The sequence below is a fragment of the Bartonella sp. PS17NMGDW genome (genome assembly GCF_042193555.1).
GTDB classification, from domain to species: domain Bacteria; phylum Pseudomonadota; class Alphaproteobacteria; order Rhizobiales; family Rhizobiaceae; genus Bartonella; species Bartonella grahamii.
Window position 1 is genome coordinate 51,216 of the sequence record NZ_JBHILY010000005.1, and the last position, 18,383, is coordinate 69,598.

Annotated in this window: 11 protein-coding genes, 1 tRNA gene and 1 pseudogene; 5 read left to right on the top strand and 8 right to left on the bottom strand. The window is 36.6% G+C overall.

Annotation, left to right across the window (positions count from 1 at the left end; genetic code table 11):
- Positions 1-208: 208 nt before the first annotated feature.
- The gene (locus tag ACFIJK_RS04870; protein WP_375626933.1) at positions 209-1,315 is read left to right on the top strand and encodes a branched-chain amino acid aminotransferase; all 1,107 of its coding nucleotides are present in this window, start codon (positions 209-211) and stop codon (positions 1,313-1,315) included.
- A gap of 104 nt (positions 1,316-1,419) precedes the next feature.
- Here the strand turns inward: ACFIJK_RS04870 and glpX are convergent, their stop codons facing one another.
- Positions 1,420-2,406 (bottom strand): class II fructose-bisphosphatase, encoded by a 987-nt coding sequence (glpX, locus tag ACFIJK_RS04875; RefSeq protein WP_375625978.1) that lies wholly within the window; start codon positions 2,404-2,406, stop codon positions 1,420-1,422.
- Positions 2,407-2,549: 143 nt separating this feature from the next.
- Positions 2,550-3,866, bottom strand: coding sequence for a homoserine dehydrogenase (locus tag ACFIJK_RS04880; RefSeq protein WP_375625979.1), 1,317 nt, complete (start codon positions 3,864-3,866; stop codon positions 2,550-2,552).
- Between the two features lie 1,238 nt (positions 3,867-5,104).
- On the opposite strand from ACFIJK_RS04880, the gene ACFIJK_RS04885 reads away from it, so the two are divergent.
- The 3 genes from ACFIJK_RS04885 to ACFIJK_RS04895 all read left to right on the top strand — a co-directional run bounded on the left by ACFIJK_RS04885 (position 5,105) and on the right by ACFIJK_RS04895 (position 8,729).
- Positions 5,105-5,179, top strand: a tRNA-Glu gene (locus ACFIJK_RS04885).
- Between the two features lie 788 nt (positions 5,180-5,967).
- Entirely contained in the window at positions 5,968-7,182 is a 1,215-nt protein-coding gene (locus tag ACFIJK_RS04890) for an NADP-dependent isocitrate dehydrogenase (protein WP_375626936.1), read from the top strand.
- A 119-nt stretch (positions 7,183-7,301) separates the two neighbouring features.
- Complete coding sequence (locus tag ACFIJK_RS04895; protein ID WP_375626938.1) at positions 7,302-8,729, top strand: MFS transporter; 1,428 nt, start codon at positions 7,302-7,304, stop codon at positions 8,727-8,729.
- Between the two features lie 42 nt (positions 8,730-8,771).
- Here the strand turns inward: ACFIJK_RS04895 and ACFIJK_RS04900 are convergent, their stop codons facing one another.
- Together ACFIJK_RS04900 and tgt are read right to left on the bottom strand one after the other, a co-directional pair.
- The gene (locus tag ACFIJK_RS04900; protein ID WP_375626941.1) at positions 8,772-9,971 is read right to left on the bottom strand and encodes an MFS transporter; all 1,200 of its coding nucleotides are present in this window, start codon (positions 9,969-9,971) and stop codon (positions 8,772-8,774) included.
- 1,274 nt (positions 9,972-11,245) lie between these two features.
- Positions 11,246-12,364, bottom strand: coding sequence for a tRNA guanosine(34) transglycosylase Tgt (gene tgt / locus ACFIJK_RS04905; RefSeq protein WP_375625986.1), 1,119 nt, complete (start codon positions 12,362-12,364; stop codon positions 11,246-11,248).
- Positions 12,365-13,332: 968 nt separating this feature from the next.
- Here tgt and ACFIJK_RS04910 point away from each other — a divergent pair.
- Positions 13,333-13,470: a hypothetical protein gene (locus tag ACFIJK_RS04910; RefSeq protein WP_375625988.1), complete on the top strand. Its 138-nt coding sequence runs from the start codon at positions 13,333-13,335 to the stop codon at positions 13,468-13,470.
- Positions 13,471-13,775: 305 nt separating this feature from the next.
- Here the strand turns inward: ACFIJK_RS04910 and ACFIJK_RS04915 are convergent, their stop codons facing one another.
- The 4 genes and pseudogenes from ACFIJK_RS04915 to gyrA all read right to left on the bottom strand — a co-directional run bounded on the left by ACFIJK_RS04915 (position 13,776) and on the right by gyrA (position 18,217).
- A complete protein-coding gene (locus ACFIJK_RS04915; RefSeq protein WP_273788293.1) occupies positions 13,776-14,288 on the bottom strand; it encodes a peptidylprolyl isomerase in 513 nt (170 codons plus the stop codon).
- Positions 14,289-14,306: 18 nt separating this feature from the next.
- A complete protein-coding gene (locus ACFIJK_RS04920) occupies positions 14,307-14,900 on the bottom strand; it encodes a peptidylprolyl isomerase (protein ID WP_375625989.1) in 594 nt (197 codons plus the stop codon).
- Positions 14,890-15,409: pseudogene (coaD, locus tag ACFIJK_RS04925) on the bottom strand (pantetheine-phosphate adenylyltransferase). Before coaD ends, ACFIJK_RS04920 begins: the two are co-directional and overlap by 11 nt.
- A gap of 24 nt (positions 15,410-15,433) precedes the next feature.
- Complete coding sequence (gene gyrA / locus ACFIJK_RS04930; protein ID WP_375625991.1) at positions 15,434-18,217, bottom strand: DNA gyrase subunit A; 2,784 nt, start codon at positions 18,215-18,217, stop codon at positions 15,434-15,436.
- Between the last annotated feature and the right edge of the window lie 166 nt (positions 18,218-18,383).

The window sequence follows — 18,383 nt, forward strand, 5'->3', positions numbered from 1 at the left end:
AAGTTCCAGCTTACTTCATAAAGTTGAGAAAAAGAGGCGAGAATAGAATTAAAATATCCACCCTATCATAGCCTTTGTATTCTATAATAAACCTCTTTGTGTTCTATAATAAAACATTGACACAAAGGTTTTGTTAATAATAGAGTTATGATCAAAATATCTCATTATTTTTATTAATAAAAATGAAACATACTCAAAAGGTTTTTTTATGAAATCTCCCATATCATCGCTTCCCTTTAAAATAGAACAACACCCATCTCCTCTGTCAGAAGAAAAATATGAAGAAATTTTAAAAAGTCCCGGTTTTGGTCAATTTTTTACAGACCACATGTGTACTATTCAATGGACTGAAGACAAAGGCTGGCATAATGCCATCATTTCTCAATACAAAGCTTTAGAAATTAACCCTGCAAGTACCGTTTTACATTACGGACAGGAAATTTTTGAGGGTTTAAAAGCATATCGAGCAAAAGATGGGCGCATCTTGCTCTTCCGTCCTGATGCCAATGCACAACGCTTTATAGAATCAGCGAGGCGTTTAGCTATGCCAGAATTGCCAAAAGATATTTTTCTGGATGCCGTTCATCAATTAGTAAAAATTGATCAAAAATGGGTTTCTGATCATCCCAACGCTAGCCTCTATATCCGTCCATTTATGTTTGGCAATGAAAACTTTTTGGGAGTCCGCCCTTCTCAAGAATATCTTTTTTGTATCATAGCCTCTCCAGTTGAATCCTATTTCAAAGGAGAAGAAAAATCTGTTAGTGTATGGATTGAAACAGATTATAGCCGCGCTGGTCCAGGGGGCACAGGCGCTGCCAAATGTGGTGGAAACTATGCAGCAAGCTTACTTGCACAAAAAACTGCAACTGAAAACAATTGTAGCCAAGTACTCTTCCTTGATATGATTGAACATAAATGGATTGAAGAACTTGGTGGTATGAATGTCTGCTTTATTATGGACAATAATACACTTGTAACCCCCACACTTAATGGAACTATCCTTCCAGGGATAACTCGTGATTCAATCTTAAGATTAGCTCAACAAATGGGTTTAAAAATAGAAGAGCGTCCTTATTCTTTTGCAGCGCTTCAAGAAGATGCAAAGAGTGGACACCTTAAAGAAGTCTTTGCTTGTGGTACAGCTGCCGTTGTCACATCAATTGGTCGTTTTAAATATAAAGGGGGAGAATTTATTATTGGAAATGAAACAGTTGGAGAAGTTACAAAGCAGCTTCGTACACAATTGGTTGGCCTTCAAAAAGGGAACATAGAAGATAAAAATGGCTGGGTTCATTCTGTCCAGCTCTCATAATAATAAGATATTTTCATATCTATAAACGCTTCCATGAAAGCAGATTCATGGAAGCGTATTTCCTAAAAAACTCCCTCTATTTTTAATGACGAAAAAAGAAAACATTAATCAAATTTTGAATGATCTCTATGCTGCGCTTTAATATTACGGACTGTACCCGTATGGGAGCGCATTACGAGAGTTTCCGTTTGAATGTAACGAGATGTAAATTTAACACCAGAAAGCATATTGCCATCTGTCACCCCTGTTGCTGCAAACAAAACATCACCCTTTGCCATTTCTTCCATTGTATAAGCTTTATTGGGATCACTAATCCCCATTTTAGCTGCACGAGCAATTTTCTCTTCTGTATCTAGCAGCAAACGACCTTGCATCTGTCCTCCAATACAGCGCAAAGCAGCAGAAGCTAAAACACCTTCAGGTGCTCCCCCAATCCCCATATAGATATCAATACCTGTTTCTTCTGGATCAGTTGTATCAATAACAGCAGCAACATCTCCATCCCCAATCAAGCGAATCGATGCCCCTGTCGCTCGTACTTCATTAATTAACTTTTCATGACGAGGCCTATCCATAATACAAACAACAATCTGATTAACAGCCACTCCTTTAGCCTTCGCAAGAGCATAGATATTATCGGTAGGACAAGCATCTATGTCTACTACTCCCTTTGGATAACCAGGACCAATAGCAATTTTTTTCATATAAACATCAGGAGCATAAAGGAGATTACCTTTTTCAGCAATTGCAACTACTGCCAAAGAATTGGCAATATTTTTAGCACAAAGTGTTGTTCCCTCTAGTGGATCAAGTGCAATATCGATCGCCAATCCACTTTGAAGACCTACTTTTTCTCCAATATAAAGCATAGGCGCTTCATCCCGCTCACCTTCACCAATCACCACTGTACCATCAATAGGCAATCGATTAAGTTCCTGCCGCATTGCATCTACAGCAGCCTGATCCGCAGCTTTTTCATCGCCACGCCCGCGCCAGCGTGCAGCAGCAACAGCAGCACGTTCAGTAACACGTACCAATTCAAGCGTCAAAATACGATCAAGTCCATTTAAAATCTTCTGAGTTGTGGGCATATGAAAAAATCCTACCGAATGAATACCAGAAAAAATATGAGTCCTTATTAAATACTAAGAATAAAGTTTTTGGCAAAGATGAAAATTTTCCACAAGAGACAAAAGGACTCAAGCTTGCCTTTTTGTCATTATCAAGAAAGTTATCAATTCTCTGCCATAGGCTCAATACGAATAAATTGAGATTTTGCAACAAGATGTCCATCTTTTTCAATTTCTGCAAGTGCCTGTCGTACATTCACCTCTGTTGTTTCATGCGTAATTAAAATAATTGTTTTTTCAATTTGATCTTCTACAAAAGATCTTTGAACAATCGACTCCAATGAGATGTGATTATCAGCCATATGCCTTGCGACCGCAGCAAAAACACCAGTACGATCATGAACATTTAAACGAATAAAATACCCCCCTGCATGATGCGAAATACGTGCTTTTTTATGAGGAGCAAGTTCTAATGCTGGACGTCTTAAAACAGGTGCATACTGAAAACCAGAACGCGCTTTTGCTATATCAGCCAAATCACCAATAACGGCTGATGCTGTTGCCATTCCTCCGGCGCCAGGACCAGAAAACAGTAATTCACCTAATAAATCACTTTGAATAGAAAGAGCATTGGTTACGCCATTTATCTGTGCAATCATTGAAGATGTTGGTACCATTGTTGGATGAACGCGTTGCTCTATTCCAGAATCCGTTTTTAATGCAACCCCTAAAAGCTTAATCCGATACCCTAATTCATCAGCTGCCCGAATATCAATTTGCGAAATATTATGAATTCCTTCAACATAAACATCATCTAACGAAACAGCCGTTCCAAATGCCAAGCTTGTCAACAAAGCTAATTTATGAGCAGTATCATTTCCCTCAATATCAAAACTTGGATCTGCTTCAGCATACCCAAGTCTCTGTGCATCTGCTAAACAATCTTTAAATGAAAGGCCTTCCGTAAACATGCGTGTTAATATATAATTACAGGTTCCATTGAGAATACCATAAATTCGGGATATGTGATTACTGACAAGTGATTCTCTCATCGCTTTGATGACAGGAATTCCACCTGCAACAGCTGCTTCAAAATGAAGAAAAACACCTTTTTTTTCTGCAATTATAGCCAGCTCTACTCCATGTCGAGCAAGAAGAGCTTTATTGGCTGTTACAACATGATGTCCTGCCTCAAGCGCTCTCTTAACAGCGGTGTACACCACATCCAATTCACCACCAATTAACTCTACAAAAACATCAATCTCATCAGAAGCAGCCAACTCCACAGGTGAATCAAACCATTTTATATCACTGAGATCAATTCCACGATTACGGCTTTTATCGCGCGCACTAACAGCAACGACTTTGATGAATCGCCCACATTGACAAGCTAAACTATTCGCTTTTTCACATAGAGCTCGAACAACTGAAGTACCAACCGTACCAAGTCCCGCAACACCAACTTTTAAAGCTTCTGCCATTATTAACCACTGATCCCTATCTTCACTGAAAAATCGTTTAAATGATGTGCCAATCAACACAAAGAGTACTTACATCCATAAGAACAAAAGAAATACCCCGCTCTATTCACTCCATGTTCTCCAATAGAATTATCCCCGCTTGTTCAATCAACATTCCTAAAAATATAATATTTATTGTCTTCAAAGATTTCAGAATCTTTATAAAATATCTAATTCAGAATGAAAATCTGTAAAACTAATAAATGCAAGTTGCCATAAAGAAAAGTTCTAAAAAATAATCAATAACAAATTAAAGAATATTGAATACTTGGTAAGAAAGAATAAAAACATCTCTTCTAAATCAACAAGTACTGGACAAAAAACATTCTTTCATATGATAAATTAAGAGAATGGATAAAACAAAGTAGAGCAGTAGATAATAACACATTCCTTCCTACCATTCCATAGCTTGAACTATAAATCTTTAATGCACCCATATATCAAAATAGAACCTTACATTAAAGTAAAAAACAAAACTTAATATGTGCACACCATAATTCTGCAATATTATAAATATGGAGAATAAATTTGCAAAACTCGAATATTTTACCTAAACTTATCGCCACCCCTTTGAAAAACTAGCGAATTGAAATGACAAAAACCTCAATCTGCCCTTCACCCAAGCTAATTCATTTTCAAATAAATAACCTTCCAAATATGTGAGGGAACAAATGAAGAGGTTTTAATTTTAAATTTCTCACAAACATGTAAAAGTAAAGATAAGAAAAATATTTTTAATATATTCTGTAAAATTGATTTAATATTCTCATTTTCATCATACATAATATATTTATATTTTTAAAATAAAAGTAATATATAGCTTAATCCTCAAAAAACTTTTGTATGATTATTATTATTTGTTAATTTGGTAATAAATATTTGCTTTATACTTCATAAATTTATACAGTTTTTTGCTTTATGATAAGCTCAAATAAGAAATCTTCTGTATAAAGGCTCTTTCAAGCAAGTTAAATAATATTCTCATGTGCAAGAAAAGATAACAAACGATAAAATATGCAAAAAATAAACACATTTAAAATAATGTTTTGATCATTTTTGCCTACTACTCAAACTGAAAAGAAACAATCCAAACAGGAATTGCTCAAAAATTATTCAATAAAACACACTTTTTTCAAAAAAAATGACACAGAGGGCTTGCGAAGTAAAAAGATCCTCTCTATAAGCCTCATCAATGGTTTGCGCCCATCGTCTAGCGGTTAGGACATCGCCCTTTCACGGCGGAAACAGGGGTTCGATTCCCCTTGGGCGTACCATAATCCTTTTTTCTATGTTTAATACATTCATTTTATTTGTATTTTTAAAAACGAGGAATGTATAAATAAAAACGAGGAATAAGATTTTTAAAGGGATCTCTTCGTAAAAAAGATACGAGAATCATTAGATGATTAATTTCTTTGTTGCATTTCGATAGTAGTGCTTTACTGCGCACAGTTGATAACAATAAAAATCGATAAAATATAAAAACTAGAGGGTTCTAGCTCATGATACGGTAAGTTTATAAACCATATTCTTGCGTATGCCGTTAATTTTTAAATTAAAACCAGCCACATCATTTATACGTTTCTTCCAACCTTCAAAACTGAAATTTACCCCAAAACGCATTTTGTATGAAGCATTTCTAATTACAGTGCCTTTGTATCACATTAAATTTTTCTATAAACAAACAGACCGTAATCTTAGAATTGAAATACGATATAAAAATAGATTCTTATTCACCTAACACAACAAATCAAGAAACTATAATTTAGAATACGATCAACTTATTAAATAGAATCTCTGATAAATAAAAATGCATAATCCCTCTTCCCCAGTGATCTAACTACCTTATCTAGTAAACAGATTCTTCATCGATCATAGAATAATTATAGATTTGTAAACACATCACTTCTTTTCAAAAATTAAACCCTCCAAAAAAACTTTACACTCTATTGATAATATATTCTAAAAGCTCATATTTGAATGCTTTTTTCCCTTGTTTTTACTTTTCATTATAAACTTGAAAGTGCTATAAAGTAGTATCGCTTAAAAAAAAGGACTTCTAATGGTAAAGATCAAAGTAGAAAACCCCGTTGTTGAACTTGATGGGGATGAGATGACCCGTATCATCTGGAAATATATCAAAGATAAATTAATCCATCCCTATCTCGACATTGATCTCAAATATTATGATCTTTCCGTCGAAAATCGTGATGCAACCAATGATCAGGTAACAATCGATTCTGCCAATGCTATCAAAAAATATGGGGTTGGTATAAAATGTGCAACCATCACACCTGATGAGGCACGCGTTAAAGAATTTAACCTAAAAAAAATGTGGAAATCACCTAATGGCACAATCCGCAATATTTTAGGAGGAGTCATTTTTCGCGAACCCATTATCTGTAAAAACGTCCCTCGCATTGTTCCTAACTGGACAAAGCCAATTATCATCGGACGTCACGCTTTTGCTGATCAATACAAGGCAACAGATTTTAAATTTCCAGGAAAAGGGAAATTAAGTATTAAATTTGTAGGTGATGACAATCAAGTTATTGAACATGATGTTTTTGATGCCCCAAGCGCAGGGGTTGCTATGGCTATGTATAACCTTGATGAGTCAATTCGTGATTTTGCCCGCGCATCCTTTAATTATGGACTACAAAGGAATGTTCCAGTTTATCTTTCAACAAAAAATACCATTCTAAAAACTTACGATGGTCGTTTTAAAGATATCTTTCAAGAAATATTTGATACGGAATTTAAAACTGAATTTGAAAACCGTAAATTATATTACGAACACCGTCTTATTGATGATATGGTTGCTTCTGCATTAAAGTGGTCAGGGGGCTATGTATGGGCATGTAAAAACTATGATGGTGATGTTCAATCTGATATTGTTGCCCAAGGCTTTGGTTCTCTTGGTCTCATGACTTCTGTTCTTATGACACCAGATGGTAAAATTGTTGAAGCAGAGGCAGCACACGGCACCGTAACACGCCATTACCGTCAGCATCAAAGAGGTGAAGAAACATCAACAAATTCTATTGCATCTATTTTCGCATGGACGCGTGGGCTGGCACACCGTGCTAAACTAGATAACAATGAGAAATTAAAAAACTTTTCCACGACATTGGAAGAAGTTTGTATTAAAACCGTCGAAGAGGGTTTTATGACTAAAGATCTCGCACTTTTGATTGGTCCTAAACAAAAATGGCTTTCTACGACAGGTTTCCTCGAGAAAATTGATGAGAATCTCAAAAAAGCAATGGGCAATTAAGTTATTACTTAAATTAAAATTCAAAGCTCTAAACAGAGCTTTGAATTTCTCTTGGCAAATTCAAAGAAGTACCTTATAAGTAAAAAGAGGATAAACTTTTATTAAATAGCAAAAAAACAGTGAAAAAACAAAGTTGGTCTGCGCTTTTATTAGGTAAAAACGGTCTTTGCTTTTTAACGTTTACAGGTGGTGTTGTATTACACGCAACCAACGTTTATATTGTTATTACTATTTTACCCTCCCTTATGAATCATATTGGCAATGAGATATATTATTCTTGGGTGGCAACTGTCTTTATTACAGCTTCACTCCTTGGTACTTCACTTGCAACAAAAATATTAGGAAAATTAGGTCCTCGCAACGCTTATGTTATCTCTGGACTTATATTTACCTTAGGCACTTTCCTGTGCAGCATTTCTTCATCTATGTCATTATTTTTAATAGGACGCTTTATTCAAGGATTGGGAAGTGGTTCTTTGTTATCTCTATCCTATTCCATGGTACGTATTATTTTCAGCCCCTCTTTATGGTCACATGCATTAAGTGTTATCTCTGGAATGTGGGGAATATCAACCTTATTAGGTCCAGCGATAGGAGGAATTTCTGTATATTATGGCCTATGGAGAGCATCCTTTTGGATCATTGGCGCATTAGCTATATTCTTCTTACTCATAGCCTGTAAAATTTTACCTAAAAAGAATGAAAACTATGTTCCAACATCCCCCCTCCCTCTTCTTCAGCTTTTCATACTCACCTTATTGATTTTTATCATTTCTGTTGGAGGAGCTATGGACACAACAATGGCAAAAATTTGCGGATTAGTTATCGGACTTAGTCTTCTCTTTGTTCTAGCAAAAATCGAATCATATAGCTTTCATCCTATGTTGCCGCGCAAATCCTTTTCTTTCTCTTCTGAAATTTTTCCCGTTTACGCATTAATACTCGTGATGACAACAGTCGTGTACAGTATAGAACTTTATTTACCACTTTTTCTTCAAGAACTTCATGGACAAGCTCCCCTTATAGCCGGTTATATAGCAGCACTTATGAGCCTAGGGTGGACGTGTGGAGCCCTCTCAAGTGCTGCTGTCTCCACAAAAAAAATTCGCAACATCATTATATACTCGCCCCTATTTAAACTGTTAGGTATAGCGATTCTTTTATGGCTCATCCCAACAGAAGTTTCCACACTTGAATATATTTTTACTATTTGCTTAGCACTATTTTCTATTGGAATCAGTGCGGGCATAGCATGGCCACATTTGCTCACACGGATCTTACAATGTACAAATGATGAAGATGCTCTACGTGCCAGTGAATCCCTTACCTCCGTACAACTATTTTCAGCTGCATTGAGTGCAACTCTAGCCGGAGTTATCACCAATCTTTCCGGTCTCTTTAATCCTGGAGGAACAATAGGAATGATCTTAGCAGCAAAAACTCTTCTTATAGTGCTCATTGGTTTTTTATTTTGTTTTGCTATTCCATTAGCGCTGCGCATTTCTTACTGCATATTAAAAAGTCCAACAGGACATTCCAATAATTAAATAAACATAAAAATACCTTCTTCATTAAAAAAATCAAAAGTATTAAGCATGCTTTTCCATATACCATGAGACGCAAAAAATCACTAGTCCACACAAAGTTAGAACACTTCCTAAAATAGCTGTATATTCATAACTATAGCCCAATTTTAAAACTAATGCTCCAGATTCTGCACCAAGAGCATTAGCAATATTAAAAGCAGACTGCATTAATGCTCCTGCCAAAATCTGTCCCTGTAGTGCAACATCCATAATTTTTGTTTGTATAGAAGGCATAGAAGCAAAAGAAGTCCCAGCAAAAAAGCATCCTATTGCCGCTGTTAACGGAGCATAGGACAAAAAGAAAAAAAGAAAAAAAACAAATACGCTCCAAAGCATAGAAAAAAATATCATCGGCGAAATACCAATTTTAACAGCTAATTTAGGCCCCAAGAGATTTCCTACCACCATTCCCAATCCAACTAACGGCATGATAAATGGTACCCACTCAAGTGAAACACCAGAAATATGCATTAATGTTGACTTGATATAAGTGAAAACAGAAAATAATCCTGACGCTCCCACCGAAACCATTAACAAAAGAAGCCATACCTGCTTTTGCTTTAATGCACCCATTTCGTGCAAAGGATTCGTTTTTGGAAAACTTAAATCACAAGGCAAAAAATTCCAAATAAGCAAACAACATAATAAAGCAATCATACCCACAAGGACAAAAGCAATCTGCCAACCAATAAGTTGACCAATCCAAGTAGCACTGGGTGCTCCCAAAACGGTTGCAATTGTTAAGCCAAGCATAACATATCCAACAGCTTTAGAACGTTCTTTCATTTCTACCATTGAAGAGGCAACCATAGCCGCAAGTCCAAAATAGATTCCATGGGGAAGTCCACTGAGAAAGCGTAATACTACTAATATGCTAAAATCAGAAACAAAGGCACTAGCGATATTTGCTAAAGCATAAAAAAGCATCAATCCTATCAAAACAGTTTTGCGTGATACATGAGCTGTTGCCACAGCTAAAAGAGGTGATCCAATTACAACTCCTAATGCATAAGCAGAAATATATTGACCAGCGGTAGGAATATCAACATATGAACTTCGTGCCATCTCTGGCAGTAGCCCCATTGCAACAAACTCTGCAGTACCAATAGCAAAACTCCCCACGGCAAGGGCTAAAATTATTAAACGCCGTATTCTCGAATCAATTTCCAATGCAAGAACCTTTTGTTTATAAGAATCCCTCATATCATCACTTCTGGATAGGAGTTTTAACTGTAGATATCTGTAATACACACAAACAAAAATTCAAAACATTGTTATACGCATACCCAATAGTCCCCAATGAAGTTTTAGAAATATTTTGATATATAAAGCATTTTATGAAGTTTCAGGTAAGATTCTTTAATGAAAAACCTTTGAAACCCTCAAGGTTATAGACGTATTCACCTATTTTTCTCAGATCTGCCAGATAATAAACTTTGTCTCCTATTTTATCAGTTCCGATTTTACAGTGAAACCTTTATTTTGCGACGATATACTGTACCCTATAAATAATTCTAAAATTTGTCGAATAATGCACTTCAAACAAGTGAACCACATCTCATCATTATCTTGATACAAAGATAAAACTTCTCCCAAAATTATTGTTGCATTATTTTTGTTATCTAAATGCAGATCCTCCAAATTGATAAGCTATAATTTCAACTTTACGCCATTCTTATAAATTATTATAGAATCTTTTAAAAACTCTCATGAGAATAGTGCTTGGTTTCTAGATTTATTAAATATCCTCTTTTAGGCATCTTTACCCCTCCCTCCTCTAACAGAGGAATCGCATCAGATATCTAACTCATTATCTTTAAATTAAAATATTCAATTAAATATACTATGCTTATTTTCAGATAAATTCTATAAACAGAGCAGAAAACAAATATAATAATTTTTATCTCAATATATTTATCGATATTTTATAAATGTGCTAATTATCGTGATTAATATTTAAATTTTTTATGACTTAAAATATATAATTATCTTATAAATAATACTTATTATTAAGATATAAAAATAATAAAAACTTAAAATATATAATTATAATATTTAAAATGTTGTAATCTTATTTTAGTTTTATTTTAATTTTCTAAAGATTTATCTATTCGGTTGTATATAACCCATTCTTTACCTTTAGTAATAAAAAACACAAATTAGCTCATAAAAATACAATTTTCATACTTCTTTAAGAGTTCGCTAACACCTCATTAACATTGTTGCTTTAAACAGTCATCAGAAACAGAAATAAACTGTTTTTCTCCGGATCAGGTAGCGCGTACCGGAGTAACAGTTTCTGTTTTATATAGTAATTAGAAAAAGAATATATGCCCTATAAAACCGCACTTCTATATCTTAGGATAGTGGAATTTATAATTTTTGAAGGTGTTTTCTAATTTCATATTTTTAGCTAAATTTGTAAGTGCAAGAATAAATTCAATAAAAAAATGAAACGCTATATTACAATTAATATTTTAGCGTCCTTGTGCCCATAGAGCGCGCGTTTCAGCGCAAAAATCAGCATAACAGCCTTCTTCAATGGCATCACGAATTCCCTGCATCAGTTGTTGATAATAAAAAAGATTATTCCAACTCAACAACATACCCCCAAGAGATTCACCAGATTTGATCAAATGATGCAAATAAGCACAACTATAATCATGTGCTGCTGGACAAAGTGACTGCGGATCAAGAGGATGTGGATCTTCTGCATAACGCGCATTACGCAAATTAATTCTACCAAAGCGGGTAAAAGCTAAACCATGACGTCCTGCACGCGTCGGCATAACACAATCAAACATATCAACACCACGAGCAACACTTTGTAAAATATCATCAGGTGTCCCTACTCCCATAAGATAGCGTGGTTTATCCTCTGGTAAAATCGGACAAGTAGTATCCAATACTGCTGTCATAACACTCTGCGGCTCACCAACAGCAAGCCCTCCAATAGCGTAACCTTTTAAATCCATTTCTTTTAATGCTTGAGCAGAACGTTCACGCAGTTTCATATTATCACCACCTTGAACAATCCCAAACAATGCTTTATCTGGCTGATCTCCAAAAGCTGTTTTACAACGCTGCGCCCACCGCAATGAAAGTTCCATAGCTTCTTCCATTTCTTTTTCAGTTGCAGGTAATGCAATACATTGATCCAACTGCATCTGGATATCCGCACCAAGAAGTTCTTGAATTTCGATAGAACGCTCTGGACTCATTTCATAGTAAGCTCCATTAATGTAAGAGCGAAAAATCACACCTTGTTCAGTAATTTTACGGATTCCCGCCAATGACATAACCTGAAAGCCACCAGAATCGGTTAAAATAGGTCCGCTCCAGCGTGAAAATTCATGTAATCCTCCCAAACGCGCAACACGTTCAGCTCCTGGACGTAACATTAAATGATAAGTATTCCCCAAAATGATATCTGCACCAAGATCACGTATTTGATCCATATACATAGCCTTAACGGTTCCTGCCGTCCCAACAGGCATAAATGCGGGTGTACGAACACATCCTCGCCCCGTTATAATTTCGCCTCGACGTGCATACCCATCTTGAGCAATTTTTCTATAATGAAATGTCTTTATCATAACTCTCGTCTTTTTGATTCCATCAATGCATATCTCTATAGAAAGAAAAAAGATATCCCCTTACGAGCATTGTCATAAGCTTTATGAATTAATTTTTGATTCGCTCAATATTGTAACCAGCATAAAAAATTAAACGAGATAAAAGAACATTTCTTGTTAAGAAATCACCATAATAAAAGTGATAATCTAGCTCCAAAAAAATAGCAAAATCCTTATAATATCATACCTCAAAATACCTACGATTAATGCACTAAAGCCTTAATAGAACTGCAAAATTATTATCACAATAATCTCATCTTCACATACTTCCATAAGCAATAACTTTGTACGCATAGAAGAAAATTCTGAACGCATTGTACAGCTTACAATATTCTTTACTTTTACAGATAAAAATTTTTCATCTGCTGAGCACGGCGATCCCCACGCTTAATAAAAGCGCAAATGAGCATAATCATTTATCCCCTTACAATATTGAGATAGCTCTTGGCACTTGAGATAATTCACAAAAGAAATTAACGTGTAAAAACACTTAAAAAAACTAAAAATGCTTTTTGTAAAGATTCTCAAATACCAAAAGCTCTATCGTAACATTAGAGGCTGAAAAAGCGTATGATGGTACCCGTTTGCTCCTTCACAAGCTTTAAAACTATACATGCCATGAATATCATCGTGGAAGTGAATGTTGATATATACTGAGAAATTCTTCTTAAAAAAATACATAAATGTGCAACATAAGTATATTCCGTTTGGAGCGTTCCTCTATTAAAAAACGAGAAAAATAAAAGCGTAAGGCTATGCATAACCTTCATTATTTAAATGATATCGCTTTAGATACTTTTTAAAAAAGTAAAGCTGAATTAAAAAGAATATGGCAAGACTAGCCATTTGTTTCACCTCTGCGCCTTCACATTCTTCTAAGATTAAACTGTCTTCTTGTTTTAAAGATGACACCAATGAGATATACATAAATGCTGGTTTTCCACCTTGCTAGGAAAACTGGAGCAGCTAGTAAGGCTCTTATCCGTATTAATATGTGTGCTGCTGCATTAGGATTGGATGTTGATTTACAAGCAGCAACAAAAGCACACGCTCTCTCAGAAAAGTAACATCATAAAACCATTAATAGACCAACAATGAATTGAAGAGAAATGCCGAATTTTTTATAAAATACTTTTCCAAACAACAACCATAACACAACAGACTTTGCGTTTTCCTATTCTGACAAGTGTTTGTACAAATCCTTTGCGTTATATTCTTCAAGAAGATCCGATTGAAGGAAATATATGGACAATTCTTAGCTCGAAATTATAAAAGGTAAGTGTGATACTACAAAAGAGTTTTGTGTGCCTTTATTGATCAGAAAAGAGTATTTTTTCTTAGAAACTGACAATTGAAATCAGTATAATTTATACTATTTTGCATCCGCAGCAATAACGGCTTTGGTAATTGAATCTGGATCTGCAACAGGTTCACCACGTTTAATTTTATCAACATTTTCCATACCTTCAACAACCTGTCCCCATATGGAATATTGACGATCAAGCCACGGAGCATCTGCAAAACAAATAAAAAACTGAGAATTAGCAGAATTTGGATTCTGACTACGTGCCATAGAAACTGTACCACGCTTATGAGAAAGATTTGAAAACTCTGCTGTTAAATTTGGTTTTTCTGCCCCCCCCATACCCGCACGGGATAAATTGAATTTTTCACTATCCTTCTTTCCAAATTGGACATCGCCAGTTTGCGCCATAAAACCATCAATAACGCGATGGAAAATAACATTATCATAAGCACCTTCACGTACCAATTCTTTAATACGTGCAACATGTTTTGGCGCTAAATCAGCCAAAAGCTCAATAACAACTCTGCCCTTTGTTGTTTCAAGAATTAAAGTATTCTCTGGATTTTTATTCTCAGCCATATGGAAAGCTCCTTTGATTCATTTCTCAACTTGTAAAGTAGCAGCATTAATAACATCAGGATTTTTTACAGATCCATTATTACTTGTCGTACCTTTTTTTATTTTATCAACAATATCCATCCCCTTTATAACCTCTCCAACAACCGTATACTGACCATTTAAAAAAGCAGCATCATCAAAACAAATGAAGAATTGAGAATTCGCGGAATCCGGATCTTGTGACCGTGCCATCCCAACAGTACCACGCTTAAACGGCTGCTTTGAAAACTCTGCCGGTATATTGGGATAATTTGAGCCACCCATACCAACGCGTTTCAAATCAAAATCTCTACTGCCTTTTTTTCCAAACTTTACATCACCAGTTTGTGCCATGAAATTAGGAATAACACGATGAAATACAACATTATTATAGGCCCCCTCCTCTGTTAATCTTTTAATTTGCGCAACATGTTTTGGCGCCAAATCAGGACGCAGACGAATAATGACATCACCATCTTTGAGAGATAAAACAAGAAGGCTTGCATCACTTGCTGGGCTAGAATTACCGGCGACAGCGGACAATGAAAAAAAACAAAACACACATATCAAAACAGCAAAAATTCTACGAGACACAATTATTCTCCCCTAAAAGATTGGAATTTCGAGCTCAAAGCTCGTGCAATATTGGGCGGTACAAATGGTGTCACATCACCTCCCATGGAGGCAATTTGGCGTACCAATGTAGAAGTTATCGCACGCCCAGAAACGCTTGCCGGCAAAAAAACAGTTTGCAATTCAGGAGCCATAACGCCATTCATCCCTGCCATTTGCATTTCATAATCAAGATCAGTACCATCACGCAATCCACGAATGAGAAATGAAGCACCAACTTCACGCGCCTTCTCAATTAGAAGGTTGCTAAATGAAAGAACCTGCAATCGGTTAGAATCCGCGCCAAACAAATCTTTCCCTACCTGCGTAATGAAATCAACACGCTCTTCGAAGCTAAAGAGTGTTTTTTTGTCAGCCTGTATCCCTATAGCGACGACCACCTTATCAGCTAACACAAAACATCCTTTCAAAACATCAAGATGACCATTTGTAAGAGGATCAAAAGAACCTGCATAAAGAGCAATTTTCATGATTTTACTTCATCCTCTTGAAAATTATTTTTCTTCGCTCATATCAACTGTATCAGAATGCTTCTCACCTTCATCATCTAATGAACTCGTATCATCTTCAGGTTCAGAAATACGTTCAACCGATACGACCCTTTCACCTTTGGCTGTATTAAAAATTGTGACTCCCTTAGTTGAGCGCCCAGCAGTACGAATTCCCTCAACAGGAACACGAATAAGCTGTCCCCCATCTGATACCAACATAATTTGATCTTGCGCCTTCACCGGAAAAGCCGCTACTAATTTACCAATTTCAGCTGTTTTAGATGGATCTGTTGCACGAATCCCTTTTCCGCCACGTCCGGAAATCCGGAACTCATAGGATGAAGAGCGTTTACCATAACCAAACTCACTCACCGTCAAAAGCATTTGTTCACGTGCATGAAGTTCTGCATAACGTTCATCTGTTAACTCTGTTTCAGCACCCCCATCTTCCTCATCAAGAGTTACAATATCTTCAACATCAGCATCTGCACCAGAAGCACGCCGTTCATTCATTACACGTTTAATATAAGCAGAACGCTCAATGGACGTCGCCTCGACATGCTCTAAAATTGTCATCGAAATGACTTTATCGCCTTTAGCTAAATTGATACCACGAACTCCCACAGAATTACGCCCAGCAAAGACACGAACATCAACAACTGGAAAACGGATACATTGTCCATTGGCTGTTGTTAGAACAACATCATCATGTTCTGTACAGGTTTCAACAGAAAGAATTTCATCTTCTTCATCAAGTTTCATTGCAATTTTACCATTACGATTAACTTGAACGAAATCTGATAATTTATTACGACGCACAGTTCCACGTGTTGTCGCAAACATAACATCCAATGCACTCCAGCTCGCTTCATCTTCAGGCAAAGGCATAATCGTTGTAATACGCTCACCTGGTTGTAAAGGAAGCATATTGATCAAAGCCCGCCCACGCGATTGGGGTGTCCCCAGCGGCAGTCGCCAAACTTTTTCCTTATAAACAATTCCACGTGATGAAAAGAAAAGAACCGGTGTATGCGTATTGGCAACAAACAATCGCGTTACAAAATCCTCATCCTTCGTGGACATACCAGAACGCCCCTTACCACCACGTCGCTGTGCACGATAGGTATTAAGAGGCACACGTTTAATATAGCCACTATGGCTCACCGTTACCACCATATCCTCTGGTGCAATCAGATCTTCACTCTCCATCTCAGCGCTACCAAAACCAAATACGGTACGTCGCGGCGTTGCAAATTCCTCACGAAGAGCGCTCAACTCATCCTTAACAATACACATAATGCGTATGCGTGATGCCAAGATATCAAGATAGTCAGCGATATCCACGCCAATTTTATTCAATTCATCAGCGATTTCATCACGCCCAAGGGCTGTCAATCGTTGCAAACGCAATTCTAAAATAGCACGCGCCTGTTCTTCAGAGAGATTATAAGTACCATCCTCATGAATAATATGACGAGGATCATCAATAAGTTTAATCAAAGGTGCGACATCCATTGCTGGCCAGCGTCGCTCCATTAACTGTGCACGTGCTGTCTGCGGATCAGGAGCTTTGCGAATAAGTGCGATAATTTCATCAATATTGGCAACAGCAAGGGCAAGACCAACCAAAACATGTGCTCGCTCACGCGCTTTACGCAAAAGATATTTTGTTCGCCGACTGACAACTTCTTCCCGAAAAGAAACAAATGCACGAAGCATATCAAGCAACGTCATCTGTTCGGGTTTTCCCCCATTCAAAGCAACCATATTACAACCAAAGGAAGTTTGTAGCGGCGTATACCGATATAATTGGTTTAAAACAACTTCCGCAACGACATCTTTCTTCAGCTCAATAACAACCCGATATCCATCACGATCAGATTCGTCACGCAAATCAGAGATTCCCTCAATGCGTTTATCGCGCACCAATTCGGCCATTTTCTCAATCATCGTTGCCTTATTAACTTGATAAGGGATCTCATTCACAATAATTGCTTGTCGACCATTGCGAATTTCTTCGATCTCAACTTTAGCACGCATAATGATTGAGCCACGTCCTGTTTCATAAGCTGCACGAACACCAGAATGTCCGAGGATAATGCCCCCTGTAGGAAAATCCGGACCAGGAATAATTTCAATTATTTTATCGAGTGTGATATCGGGATTATCAATCAAAGCGATACAACCATCAACGACTTCACCAAGATTATGGGGAGGAATATTGGTTGCCATTCCCACAGCAATCCCCCCTGACCCATTAACCAAAAGATTGGGAAAACGCGCTGGTAAGACAACCGGCTCACGCTCACGCCCATCGTAATTATCCTGAAAATCAACAGTATCTTTATCTATATCAGCTAAAAGTTCTTCTGAAACTTTTTCTAAACGACACTCAGTATAGCGCATAGCCGCGGGTGGATCACCATCAACGGAACCAAAATTTCCCTGACCATCAATCAATGGATTTCTTAAAGAAAAGTCCTGCGCCATACGCACTAAAGCATCATAAATTGAAGCATCACCATGGGGATGGAATTTCCCCATAACCTCACCAACAACACCAGCAGATTTACGATATGACTTATTGAAAGAAAGCCCCATCTCATTCATAGCATGAAGGATACGTCGATGAACAGGCTTAAGACCATCACGAACATCAGGGAGTGCACGTGAAACAATCACGCTCATCGCATAATCGAGATAGGAGCGTTGCATTTCATCAATAATACTGATTGGTTCAATACCGGTTAGCACATCACGTTCTGGAAGTGGAGTAAGATCGGTCACAATTTTAAAACTTTCAAAAAAGAATCATTTCACTTTATTTATATCGAAAAATACACCAAAATGCTAATTTCTCCCCCATGACAAAAAAGAAATTTAACAATATTTTTCAATATGTTATTAATTTATATTAAAATTACCAATAATAATCAACAATTTCCACTTCGCT